This window comes from Pseudoalteromonas sp. MelDa3, assembly GCF_002863625.1.
GTDB lineage: Bacteria > Pseudomonadota > Gammaproteobacteria > Enterobacterales > Alteromonadaceae > Pseudoalteromonas > Pseudoalteromonas arctica.
The window spans coordinates 1-13,408 of record NZ_PJBR01000116.1; the positions used below are offsets into that span (position 1 = coordinate 1).

Annotated in this window: 7 protein-coding genes; 6 read left to right on the top strand and 1 reads right to left on the bottom strand. The window is 39.8% G+C overall.

Annotated features, from left to right (window positions below; all coding sequences use genetic code 11):
- Positions 1–232 precede the first annotated feature (232 nt).
- From CXF89_RS16985 to CXF89_RS17010, 6 genes are all read left to right on the top strand, one after another.
- Positions 233–3,016 (top strand): TonB-dependent receptor, encoded by a 2,784-nt coding sequence (locus CXF89_RS16985; protein WP_121955274.1) that lies wholly within the window; start codon positions 233–235, stop codon positions 3,014–3,016.
- A gap of 132 nt (positions 3,017–3,148) precedes the next feature.
- On the top strand, positions 3,149–4,639 hold the full coding sequence (locus CXF89_RS16990) for a tryptophan halogenase family protein (RefSeq protein ID WP_121955275.1): 1,491 nt from the start codon (positions 3,149–3,151) through the stop codon (positions 4,637–4,639).
- 2 nt (positions 4,640–4,641) lie between these two features.
- Positions 4,642–6,492 (top strand): glycoside hydrolase family 13 protein, encoded by a 1,851-nt coding sequence (locus CXF89_RS16995; protein WP_121955276.1) that lies wholly within the window; start codon positions 4,642–4,644, stop codon positions 6,490–6,492.
- 90 nt (positions 6,493–6,582) lie between these two features.
- Positions 6,583–8,442 (top strand): alpha-amylase family glycosyl hydrolase, encoded by a 1,860-nt coding sequence (locus CXF89_RS17000; RefSeq protein ID WP_121955277.1) that lies wholly within the window; start codon positions 6,583–6,585, stop codon positions 8,440–8,442.
- Positions 8,435–9,940 (top strand): MFS transporter, encoded by a 1,506-nt coding sequence (locus tag CXF89_RS17005; protein ID WP_121955278.1) that lies wholly within the window; start codon positions 8,435–8,437, stop codon positions 9,938–9,940. Before CXF89_RS17000 ends, CXF89_RS17005 begins: the two co-directional genes overlap by 8 nt.
- 10 nt (positions 9,941–9,950) lie before the next feature.
- A complete protein-coding gene (locus tag CXF89_RS17010) occupies positions 9,951–12,359 on the top strand; it encodes a glucan 1,4-alpha-glucosidase (RefSeq protein ID WP_121955279.1) in 2,409 nt (802 codons plus the stop codon).
- 90 nt (positions 12,360–12,449) lie between these two features.
- Here the strand turns inward: CXF89_RS17010 and CXF89_RS17015 are convergent.
- A partial coding sequence (locus CXF89_RS17015) for a LacI family DNA-binding transcriptional regulator (protein ID WP_145990833.1) occupies positions 12,450–13,408 on the bottom strand: 959 nt, incomplete at its 5' end.

Below are 13,408 nucleotides of genomic sequence, written 5' to 3' on the forward strand. Positions count from 1 at the left end.
TCAGTGTTTTTTGCTTTGTTTATTTTTAATAAAATCATATGGTTAAAATTATATGTGTGTAATGTATGTTAATGTTAGGCTACATTGAAATTGTTGAATACGTATGCATAAAGTTGTTAATAAAATAAATCTGGCGTTAATATTCATCCTGACAACAAAATTAGCTCGCCTTGTTTAACTATCACTTAAACATTGAACGCGGGTATCACAATATGGGTAACGGGAAAACATTATGTCTATGTTCAAACCAAGTATATTAACTTTAGCATTAACAGCTGCAGGCTTATCAAGCTTTGCTACACAGGCTGCTCAAGAAGATACAATAAAAAAAGATGATGTAGAAGTTATCGAAGTTAAAGGCTTTCGTGGCAGTGTTGTAGAATCAATCAACACAAAACGTTTTTCTACACAGGTTGTAGAATCTATTTCTGCAGAAGATATAGGTAAGCTGCCAGACTCTTCAATTGCTGAATCAATTGCACGTTTACCAGGCTTAACAGCTCAGCGCTTAGATGGCCGAGCAAGTCGTGTCTCTATCCGTGGTTTTGGCGAGAATGAAAGTGGTACTACGTTTAATGGTCGTGAACAAGTATCGATTGGTGATAACCGTGGTGTAGAGTTTGACCTTTACCCATCAGAAATAATGAGCGGTGTAACTGTTTATAAAACGCCAAATGCAAGTATAGATGCTGAAGGCATTGCCGGTGTTATTAATATGCAAACCGTGCGCCCTTTAAGTAAAGGCGAGCGTGTTGTGCAAGTAAATGGGCAGTATGAGCAAACCAGCTTTGGTAAATTAAATCCAGACGGTAATGATGACGGCTATCGAGGCACTATCTCATACATCGATCAGTTTGCTGACGATACAATTGGTGTTGCCTTTGCTTTAAATACAATGAGTTCACCAAATCAAGAAAAACGTTGGAACTCATGGGGCTACCCAGAATTCACCGAAAATGGTAACGATTATTCAATTCTAGGCGGCGCTAAACCATTTGTACGTTCATCAACCCTTGAGCGTGATTCGGCAATGCTAGTACTTGAAGCCGCCCCTACAGACAAATTAAACATGACGTTTGATGCGTTATATGTAGATTTTACAGATGAAAAAATTCTACGCGGTATTGAAGTTCCATTTGCATGGGGTCAAGGTAGTATTGATGCAAATAGTGTTGTAGTTGATGAAGCATCTGGCTTTATAACAAGTGCAGTAACACAAGGCCAACGTGTAGTAGTTCGAAACGATTATGAAGAACGCGAAGCGGAACTTACAGCTTTTGGTTTTAATACTAAATATGATATTGACGATTCGTGGTCAGTAGAGTTTGATGCAAGTTATTCACAAGTAGACCGTAAAATCTGGAGTGTTGAGAGCTACTCAGGTACAGGGCGTGGTGATGCTCGCGGTGTTGCAGATAACTTAGGTTATACATTTAATGGTGGAAATACCGGCGCAAGTTTTACTCATGACTTAGATTATAGCGATTATGGTTTAATACAGTTAGGTGGCCCGCTATCGTGGGGTGCAAGCTCTGCACTTAACGATAAATATGGTTTAACTGGTACTGAGTATGAAAACCAAGCGCAAGATGGTTTTATTAATGCACCGACCATTGAAGATGAGCTGTCAACATTAAAAATAGCGGCTTCAAAGGTATTAGAAAACGAGTACATAAGCTCTATTGAATTTGGTATGTCTTACAAAGAACGTGAGAAAACAAAAGATTCAGAAGGTTACTTTATGACGTTATCTAGCTTTTCGCTTGATAACCCAGGCATGCTTAATGTGCCAGAACAGTACCGTAACGGAAGTGTTGATTTAGGCTTTATAGGCATGGGCGATATGATTGCTTATGACGTAAATGGCTTAGTTAACGACGGTTATTACGACTTACTGGCAGAGAGCTTAACAAATACAAGTCATGCGACTAAATCGTGGACTGTAAAAGAAGAAATTACTTCTGCATTTGTTCAAGCTAATATTAATGCTGAAGTAAGCGGCCTTGCATTAACGGGTAACGTGGGCGTGCGTTATGTACAAACTGATCAATCATCACAAGGTAATGCATTTAGTACTGTTGATGGTGTGGTTGTTACATCACCTACAAACATAAGTCATGATTACTCGCACGTATTACCTAGCTTAAACTTGTCACTTGCGATTGATGAGCAACAAACGATACGTTTTGGTGCTGCTAAAACAATTTCTCGTGCACGCTTAGATGAAATGAATTCATCAGTTAATGCTTCATATAATCAAACACCTGATGAAAATGGCAACTATTGGTCTGTATCGGGTGGTAACCCAAATTTAGAACCTAAAGAAGCAACCGGCTACGATTTTACTTACGAGAATTACTTTAGCGATGAAGGTTACTTCTCTGCTGCGTTTTTCTATAAAGATTTAACTCAGTGGATTTTTGACGGCACGTATGCAATTGATATGTCAGGCGTAGCTGACCCTTCAACAGGTGAAGTTCCTGCAACAGCATCAGGTACAGGCAGCGGTAAAATAAATGGCGGCGGTGGCGATTTATATGGTTACGAGCTTTCACTAGCGTTACCATTTAAAATATTTCATCCATCTCTTGAAGGTTTTGGTTTAATTGCCAGCCATACTGGTATTGAGTCTGATATTGAAGATCAAAACGGTAACGATTACGAGCTACCAGGTCTTTCGGATAAAATTCAAAGCTTAACAGTTTACTACGAAATGCATGGTATGCAATTACGTACCAGTATGCGCAAACGCAGTGCCTTTAAAGGTGATGTATATGGTTTAGGTTTTAACACTGAACAAGTTGATATTTTAGGTGAAACTATTTGGGATGTTCAAGCAGGTTATGACTTCTCTGAGGCCGGTATTGAAAGCCTTGAAGGTTTATCTGTTCAGTTTCAAGTACAAAACTTAACTGAAGAACCGTTTACGTCACTTTCTGGCGATAATGCTCTACAAGTACGTGACTACCAAGATTACGGTCGTACTTACTTGTTAGGCTTTAGTTACAAGCTATAATAAAAGTTGTGTGTAGAAGCCCTTGTGATTTGTTTTACAAGGGCTTTTTTATAGCTAGTTTATCAAACACTGATTAATACCAATTCGCTTAATTAAGTTTATTGAGCGCTGTATTAAAGCGTGGGCAATAATATGAAACCAATAAAACATGTCGTAATTGCAGGCGGTGGTACCGCAGGGTGGATAACAGCAGCACTGCTTAATAAAGTGTTAGGTAAAGTAATTAATATCACACTAATAGAATCATCAGCTATTGGTACGGTAGGAGTGGGTGAAGCAACGATACCGCCCATTATTCAACTTAATAACGCGCTGGGTATAAACGAGCAAGATTTTATTAATGCCACTAATGCTTCAATAAAATTAGGTATAGAGTTCGAAAACTGGAAAACGCCAGGGCATAGCTACATGCATGCGTTTGGCTCGTTAGGTAAAGATTTTCCCTTTTGCGATTTTTATAACTTTTGGGTAAAAGGTCAAATTACGGGTTGCGAAGACGACTTATGGGATTTTTCACTCAATTACCAAGCGGCTAAACAGCATAAATTTGCACCCCTCAATACAATTCCTAATACCCAACTACCTGGGCTGAGTTACGCATATCATTTTGATGCGACGCTTTACGCTGAATACTTAAAAAAGTTGGCTATATCGCGCGGTGTTAAACACATAGATGCAAAAATAAGCCATGTTGAACAATGCGATACAGGCAATGTTAAAAGCCTAGCACTGGATAACGACAGTCAAATTAGTGGGGATTTATTTATAGATTGCACCGGGCTGCGTGCACTATTAATTGAACAAACACTAAATACAGGGTTTATTGATTGGTCTCATTACTTACCATGCGATAGTGCAGTAGCCGTACAAACAAAAAGTACTCATGAGCTTAAGCCCTATACGCGATCTATTGCACATAGTGCTGGTTGGCAATGGCAAATACCACTGCAAAATCGTATTGGTAATGGCCTTGTTTATTGCAGTAGATACTTGTCAGATGATGATGCTAAGCAGTTACTGCTAAAAAGCTTACCCGCTGAGCCAATTACAGAGCCCCGTATTATAAAATTCAAAACAGGTCGGCGTTTAAAGCAATGGCATAAAAATGTGGTGTCGGTTGGCCTCTCAAGTGGTTTTTTAGAGCCGCTAGAGTCAACCAGTATTCATTTAATTCAAACTGCGGTTACGCGTTTAATTAAGCTATTTCCACACAACGGTATTAGCGATGCGTTAGTAACGGAGTTTAATAAACAAAGCGTTATTGAATTAGAGCACATACGTGATTTTATTATTTTGCATTATAAACTCACCGAGCGAGAAGACTCACCGTTTTGGCGTCAATGCATGCAAATGGATATACCAAATTCCCTTACCCATAAACTGAATTTATTTAAACACACAGGCAAAGTAATACGTGAAGATGATGAACTATTCGCCGAAGTTGCTTGGCAGCAAGTCATGATAGGGCAAGGGCTTATCTCTGATGACTATAACAGTATTGTTGATTCACTAAGTGATGATCAACTGAGCGATTTATTCTCTACTTTAAAAACGTTGATCAGCTCAACTGTAACGCAGTTACCAACTCACCAGAATTTTTTAGCCAGCATTAAAAAGGTATAACAATGCGATTTTTAAACACACTTTTACTAGTAAGCGTATGTAGCTTACCAAGCTTTAGTTATGCACTTAATGTAGAGCCTGCCAATTGGTGGGTAGGCATGAATAAAAATAACATTACAGTTCTAGTGCATGAGCAAAATATAGCTAACGAAGAATTTAAATTAGATCAGTATAAAGGGGTTGAACTTAATAACGTAACACGCACTGACAACCCTAATTATGCTTTTCTACATTTAAATATTAGCGATAACGCTAAAGCGGGAACGCTTCAATTTAAGAGTAGCGATCCAGTACATAGCTTTGAATTTCCTTTACTTACCCGAGATAAACACAGCGCGCAACGTCAAGGTTTCACAAATGCAGATGCTTTATATTTAATTAACCCAGATCGCTTTGTAAATGGTGATGAAAAAAACGATACAGTTAGAGGTATGCTAGAGAGTGAAAATACAAGCTTTAAAGGCGGGCGACATGGAGGGGATATTCAAGGTGTTATTAACGCATTACCGTATTTAAATAATTTAGGTGTAACACAGCTTTGGCTTACTCCAGTGCTTGAAAACAACATGCCAGATTACTCTTATCATGGTTACGCGATTACAGACTTTTACAACGTTGATCCGCGAATGGGATCAAATAATTTATACAAAACGTTATCAATAAAGGCTAAAGAGCAGGGCATTGGGCTTGTTATGGATATGGTGCTTAATCACTTTGGTGCTGAGCACCCGTGGATGAAGGATAAACCAACTCAAGATTGGATTAACTTTAATGGGCAGTTTGAAAATGGTAAAAATGCCACAAGCCATGCGCGCCAAACAATTCAAGATCCACACGCAAGTAACTACGATAAACGCCAGTTTAGCGATGGTTGGTTTGTCGCTAGCATGCCCGATTTAAACCAGCGCCAACCATTATTAAATGAGTATTTAATTCAAAATGCAATTTGGTGGATTGAATACGCAGATTTAAGCGGTATTCGAGTTGATACTTACTCTTACTCAGACAAAGCATTTTTAAGTGATTGGACCAAGGCCATTATGGATGAATACCCACACTTTAATATTGTTGGCGAAGAGTGGACTTCAAACCCTGCAATAGCGTCGTATTGGCAGCGCGGTAAAGTAAATCAAGATGGGTATGTGTCAAGCTTACCCAGTGTGATGGACTTTTCGTTGCAAGAGGCGGTAATTCGAGCTTTAAATGAAGACGAGGGTTGGAGCACAGGCTGGGTTAAAGTATATCAGTCATTAGCTAACGATTTTTTATACCCAGACACCAATAACATTATGGTGTTTGCTGATAACCACGATATGAGCCGTGTATATACGGAGCTTGGGCAAGACTTAGCTAAAACTAAAATGGCGATGACTTTGTTTTTAACAACGCGCGGCATTGCTCAAATATATTATGGAACCGAAATATTATTGGATAATACGCCGAGTAAAGATCATGGTGATATACGCATTGATTTTCCAGGTGGGTTCAAAAATCAAAACGCTAATGCGTTTACTGGAGTCGGGTTAAGTAAAAATCAGCGCGATATGCACGAAACTATAAGCACGCTACTTAACTTTAGAAAGCAAAGCCCGGCGCTTGCAAAGGGTAAGCTCGTTCATTTCAGTCCGAACAATGGTGTTTATAGTTATGCTCGCGTTAGTGATACGCAAACAGTATTAGTTTTTATGAATAAAAACAAAGTAACACAAAAGCATAATCTTGATTACATGCAAGAAGTTATACCAAAAAATGCCAATGCGCAGGCATTATTCACACAACACACTTTTAAACTAACTAACAGTATTAACTTAGAGCCAATGACTGCTACGGTATTAGTGATTAATACGCCGTGAATGTTTAAGTGAATACGTATGCAGCAACTGTATGCTTGCTGCAGATATCTTTAGTATAAAGCTATAACACTACTGACAAAAAGACACACAATGAAAAAATCAGTTTATGTACCTGCATTACTGTGCAGCGCACTTATAACAAGTGCGTGCTCAGACAATAATGAAACCGAACAACAGCAAGCGCCTAAACAGGCGCAAAATGAGTTAACAAAGCCTGTTGTATACCAAGTATTTACACGCTTATTTGGTAACACACAGACCGCGAATGTGCCCTGGGGTACAAAAGAGCAAAATGGCGTAGGTAAATTTGCCGACTTTAACGATGCTGCACTTAAAGGTATTAAAGAATTGGGTACGACCCATGTTTGGTATACCGGTGTTTTACATCATGCGCTAGTGGGCGATTATACCGAGTATGGGATTACGCAAGACGACCCTGATGTAGTTAAAGGCCGTGCAGGTTCACCTTATGCAATAAAAGATTACTACGACGTAAACCCAGATTTAGCTATAAATGTGACCAATAGAATGGGTGAGTTTAGTGATCTGATTGAGCGTACTCATGAGCATGGCATGAAAGTGGTTATAGATATTGTACCTAACCATGTGGCTCGTAATTATAAATCAGTAGCAAAACCCAAAGGAATAAAAGACTTTGGTGAACAAGACGACACCAGCAAAGAGTACGATAAAAATAATAACTTTTATTATGTCCCGGGTCAGTCTTTTCAGGTTCCAACATCACAAAGCTATACAGTTTTAGGGGGTAATACTCACCCTTTAGCTGACGGTTTTTTTGATGAAACGCCAGCAAAATGGACGGGTAATGGTGCGCGTGCACCCAAGCCAGATATTAACGATTGGTACGAAACCGTAAGAGTGAATTATGGCGTTAAGCCTGATGGTAGCTATGACTTTCCTGTATTACCTAAAGAGTTAGAAAACCAAGATTATCGCGCTCATTATGCGTTTTGGCAAAATAAAGAGCTTCCTAATAGTTGGTATAAATTTAGAGACATCACTTTGTACTGGCTTGATAAAGGCGTAGATGGCTTTAGGTACGATATGGCCGAAATGGTGCCGGTTGAATTTTGGAGCTTTTTAAATTCATCAATAAAAATGCAAAAGCCCGATGCGTTTTTATTGGCTGAAGTTTACAACCCACAAATGTACAGAGCGTATATTCAGCAAGGAAAAATGGATTACTTGTATGACAAAGTCGGCTTTTACGACACATTAAAAGCCATTATGCAGGGTAAGCAAGCTGCTAATACTATTTTTGCAGCCCAAAGCCAAGTGGCTGATATTGAAGCGCACATGCTGCACTTTTTAGAAAATCACGACGAACAACGCATTGCGAGCACTGATTTTGCAGGTGATGCACGCTGGGGTAAACCAGCAATGGTCGTTTCTAACTTAATGAGTCGCGCACCTACTTTATTATATTTTGCCCAAGATGTGGGTGAGGACGGATCTGAAAACGCAGGTTTTGGCACATCTACTCGCACCAGTATTTTTGACTATATTGGTGTACCAGCGCATCAAGCATGGATGAACAACGGCAAATTCGACGGCGCTAACTTATCGAGCGAGCAAGCATCACTTCGTGATTATTATAAATCAATAATGGCTCTCAATAGTTTGCCCGCTGTTGTAGGTGGAACCATGTCAGAGCTTTCACTTAGCAATAGCGAACGCGTTGTTGGTTTTGTACGCTCGCTGGGACAGCAATCTGTTTATGTTTTTAGTAATTTTAGTGAGGAGCCACAAACGGTATTAATTAATTTAACACCAGAGCAAGCAAATACCTTTGAGCGAAATAAACCGCTACACGACTTACTTGAACAAAACACGGTAAAGATCATCACTGACAAAGAAGTTACAAAGCTTATGCTTTCGCTAGATGCATTTAGTAGCGCAGTTTTAACTAATAAGGCTAATCATGAATAATCAAAATAATAATTATGACAGCAACAAACCAAATCTAAGTTTTTGGCAAATATGGAATATGTGCTTTGGCTTTTTAGGTATTCAATTTGGTTTTGCACTACAAAACGGCAATGTGAGCCGTATTTTTCAAACCCTAGGCGCACAAGTGGATGATATTCCTATTTTATGGGTTGCAGCACCGCTAACGGGCTTAATAGTGCAACCAATAATTGGTTATTGGAGTGATAAAACATGGGGGCGTTTTGGTCGTCGTCGTCCATTCTTTTTCATAGGGGCGGTACTTACTACTATCTCACTCTTTATCATGCCGCATTCACCAACCCTTTGGATTGCTGCAGGTATGTTATGGATTATGGATGCCTCAATCAATGTCACTATGGAACCTTTTAGAGCACTTGTAGGCGATAACCTGCCAGAAAAACAACGCGCTACAGGTTACGGGTTACAAAGCTTTTTTATTGGTATTGGTGCGGTATTAGCCTCAGCGCTACCATGGATGATGACCAATTGGTTTGATGTAAGTAATACCGCTGCGCTAGGGCAAATTCCTGAATCTGTTAAATATTCATTTTATTGGGGTGGAGTCGTATTGCTAGTCGCAGTTCTTTGGACAGTTATGCGAACCAAAGAATATAGCCCTGAGCAATTAGCTGCTTTTGAAAAGCAAAGCGCTCAACCTACTACAAGCAAACTGGTTGATATTAACTTTAATAAAGGCGCCATTATTTTTGTAGTGTTGGGTTTAGCAACCCTTGCATTAGTAATGGGCTTATCGCTTGAAAAAGAATTATACCTATTAGCTGGTGGTTTATTAGCGTTTGGTATTGTGCAGTGGATTGCAGCAGCGCTTAAAAGTACTAACAAAATACAAGGCGGTTTTTACCAAGTAGTACAAGATGTATTTACCATGCCAGAGGCAATGAAGCAGCTTGCTTGGGTGCAGTTTTTTAGCTGGTTTACGTTGTTTGCTATGTGGATATACACCACAGCCGCAGTAACAAGCTTTCATTACGGCAGCAGTGATGCAACAAGTAAAGCCTTTAACGATGGGGCTGATTGGGTCGGTATTTTATTTGCAGCTTACAATGGCTTTGCGGCTATTGCCGCTATGTGTATTCCATTCTTAGTTAAAAAGATGGGCTTAAAAGGCGCACATTGCTTTAACTTACTACTAGGTGCATTGGGCCTTGCGAGCTTTATGTTTATAACAGACCCAAAAATGCTTCTTATTCCAATGATAGGCGTTGGTTTTGCATGGGCTTCTATTTTATCGCTTCCTTATGCAATGTTAAGTAATGCACTACCGAGTAATAAAATGGGCGTGTATATGGGTATTTTTAACTTCTTTATTGTTATACCGCAATTGCTTGCCGCTAGTATTTTAGGGCTTATTTTACGCCACGTATTTTCTAACCAGCCTATTTACGCATTATTAATTGGTGCTGCATCATTCGTTGTTGCTGCGATTGCTGTAATGCGCGTTAAAAATTCAAACTAAGGGTCACACAATGAAAAAATATAACCTTATTACCACCGCTCTTTTAACTTTGGGTTTAACAGCCTGTGGTGCACAAAATACGAATAACGAAAATATTGACGCTACAGTTTCAGCAGCTCCTGGCGCACCAGGTGCTGAACCATATTGGGCTTACGCGGGTAAAACCGGAATTGGTACTTCTTTTGAGCAATACCAAAACGGCCAATATAATAACAACGCTGCGACAGGTGAAGTATCAAAAGTATGGTTTTCAATTGCCAAAGGTATGATCACCGAAACTATGTTTGGACTCATTCACCAAGCTCAAATTAAAGATATGCAGTTTGTAGTAACCGGTAAAGATTTTACAGTCACTGAAGCTGACGACTTAGACGTTACAATTGATTACTTACATAAAGACGATAAAGGCAGACCACTATCGCTTGCTTACAAAGTAACAAGTACAGATAAGAAAGGGCGTTTTACCCTCGAAAAACACATATTCACCGACCCTGACGGACAAACATTGTTTGTACGCAGTATTTTTAATACATCACTTAAAGGCGTGAAAGCGTATGTTGCTGTTAATCCTTATATAAACAACAACGGCTTAGGTGATTTTGCAAAAACCACTGAGCAAGGCTTAGTAGCATGGGAAGATGATAATTTTTTAACGTTGCAATCATCTACGCCATTCAAAATGCAAAGTGTAGGCTTTACAGGTGTGAGCGATGGCATCACCTCACTTAAAAAACAACACACACTAAGCAAAAAATATTCAAACACCGGCGATAAGGCCGGTAATGTCACTCTGCTGGCAGAGCTTGGTAATATCGATAGTAATACCACATTTGATTTAGCACTAAGCTTTGGTAAAACGCAGCAGCAAAGCCAGCAACAAGGTGCACAGAGCTTATCTAAAGGTTATCAAAATGTGCTTGATGCCTACAACGGTAAAGGTGAAGCGCTAGGTTGGGAAGATTATTTACAAAGCCTTGAACCATTAAATACAATGGTTAAGCAAACAGCCGATGACGGTAAATTGCTTTACACCAGTGCAATGGTACTAAAAGCGCAAGAAGACAAAACTAATGCGGGTGCGCTCATTGCCTCACTTTCTAATCCTTGGGGTGAAACTGTTTCAGCCAAAGAGGGTTCGACTGGTTACAAAGCAGTATGGGTTCGTGATTTTTATCAAGTAGCTATGGCATTTATGGCCTTAGGCGATACAGCGACTGCAAAAACGGCCTTCGAATACCTTGAAAAAGTACAAGTTACTAGCAAAACCCCGGGTAACAATGGTGATACAGGATGGTTTTTACAAAAAACACATGTTGATGGTGAACTTGAATGGGTAGGGGTACAGCTAGATCAAACGGCTATGCCAATTATGCTTGCGTGGAAGTTACATCAAGCAAACGTACTAAGTGATGACGAACTTAAAGATTGGTACGCACGCATGCTAAAACCGGCAGCTGACTTTTTAGTTGATGGCGGAAGAGCTAAAATTTTATGGAACGACATGCAAATCACTCCACCTGCTACACAGCAAGAGCGCTGGGAAGAGCAAAGTGGTTATTCTCCCTCTACAACGGCTGCCGTTGTTGCTGGCCTTATAACAGCCAGTGACATAGCAACACTCAGTGGTGATACTCAAAATGCAGATCGTTATTTAGCAACGGCTAAAAAGTACAACAGTGATATAGAATCGCAAATGTTTACCACCGAAGGTAATTTAAAAGGTGATAGCACCGATGGCGAGTATTTTATTCGTATAGGTCAAGACACCGACGCTAACTCTAATACTAAAATTAACGCCAACAATGGCCGTGAAGGTTTTAACAAAAAGCAGATTTTAGACGGTGGTTTTTTAGAATTAGTCCGCTATGGAGTAAGAAGTGCCAACGATTCAAGTATAGTTAAAACCCTGCCTGAGTATGACGACGAAACGCTTGAAGATAACTTACAAGTTAAATACAGCTTTAACTTTACCGATGGTAGCGGCACATTTGCAGGCTATCGCCGTTATGGCAACGACGGTTACGGCGAAGATGAAACCACAGGTACTAATTACGCCGAAAGCGGGATCAACACGCCAGGCCAACGTGGTCGTGTCTGGCCATTTTTTACAGGCGAACGCGGACACTATGAAATAGCGGCCGCAAACGCAAATAATACGCTAGATGATGCAAAACAAGCGGACATTAAAAATAGTTACGTAAAAGGCTTAGAGCAGTTTGCTAATAGCGGCATGATGCTACCTGAGCAAGTATGGGATGGCGTTGGCGTAAATAAAGCAGGTTATGCGTTAGGCGAGGGCACAAACTCAGCAACACCTCTAGCTTGGACACATGCAGAATACATTAAGCTTGTACGCTCACTCAGTGATAAACAAGTTTGGGACTATTATCCGGTGGTTGCCGAATCGCTTAAAGACTAATATAAAACATGCTGTAGTTATTAAAAAAGGCTTCTAAATAAATTTAGAAGCCTTTTTGTTATGTTGAAGTCTTATTAGGATATTTAATTTTTAACTGCTACTTTTTCGAGAAATTAATACAGGTGGGAGTAAGGTACTTTGCACTTCTTCACCACGTATCAGCTTTAATAAGTTCTCTACGAGCATTTGCCCTGCAACAGTGGTGTTTTGCTCTATCGTCGTCAGCGGTGGGTTTACATAACTAGCAATGGCTATGTTATCAAAGCCGACTACCGCAACATCTTTTGGCACGTTAATATTTGCTTCTTTAAGTGCACGTATAGCCCCAATAGCAATTAAGTCGCTTGCAGCAAATAAGGCGTTAAATTTAATATTATTAGCGATAAGCGAACGAGTGGCGTGATACCCAGATTCTTCGGTAGATATAGCATTAGCCATTTTTCGCTCGTTTATTTTAACGTTGTTAGCCAGTAGCTCATCTTTAAAGCCCTGAAAGCGACTAAAGAATTCAGGGCTATGATCAGATGCATCCCCAATAAAAGCGCAATCAGTTCTACTGTGAGCAATAAAGTGCTCAGCGGCGAGCTTACCGCCACCGTAGTTATCACAACAAACAGTTAAATCTGGGCGATTATCAACCGTTGCCCCCCAACAAACAAACTTAGTGTTTTGTTCAAGTAAGGTGTTAAATTTTGGTTGGTAATCAATGTAATCGCCATAACCGAGTAAAATAATACCATCGGCTCTGTGGCTATCTTCATAGTCTGCTTGCCAATCAGCACTGGCCGATTGAAATGATACTAATAAATCGTAACCTTCTTTAGCGCAAGCACGGGTAATGCTGCCAAGCATGGCTAAAAAGAAAGGATTAATTTGTGATTCATCAGAAGTAGGGTCTTCGAAAAGAAGTAATGCAAGTGTGCTGCTTTGTTGTGTACGCAAGTTGCTGGCATTTTTATCAACTTTATAATTAAGCTTTTTAGCTATATCGAAAACACGCTTACGTGTTTCTTCATTAACAAGATGGCTGTTACGTAAAGCGCGAGATA

Excerpts from the sequence above, each read along its gene's own strand:
- CXF89_RS17000 (WP_121955277.1), top strand. The coding sequence starts at position 6,583 with ATGAAAAAATCAGTTTATGTACCTGCATTACTGTGCAGCGCACTTATA.
- CXF89_RS17005 (WP_121955278.1), top strand. The coding sequence starts at position 8,435 with ATGAATAATCAAAATAATAATTATGACAGCAACAAACCAAATCTAAGT.
- CXF89_RS16985 (WP_121955274.1), top strand. The coding sequence starts at position 233 with ATGTCTATGTTCAAACCAAGTATATTAACTTTAGCATTAACAGCTGCA.
- CXF89_RS17010 (WP_121955279.1), top strand. The coding sequence starts at position 9,951 with ATGAAAAAATATAACCTTATTACCACCGCTCTTTTAACTTTGGGTTTA.
- CXF89_RS16990 (WP_121955275.1), top strand. The coding sequence starts at position 3,149 with ATGAAACCAATAAAACATGTCGTAATTGCAGGCGGTGGTACCGCAGGG.
- CXF89_RS16995 (WP_121955276.1), top strand. The coding sequence starts at position 4,642 with ATGCGATTTTTAAACACACTTTTACTAGTAAGCGTATGTAGCTTACCA.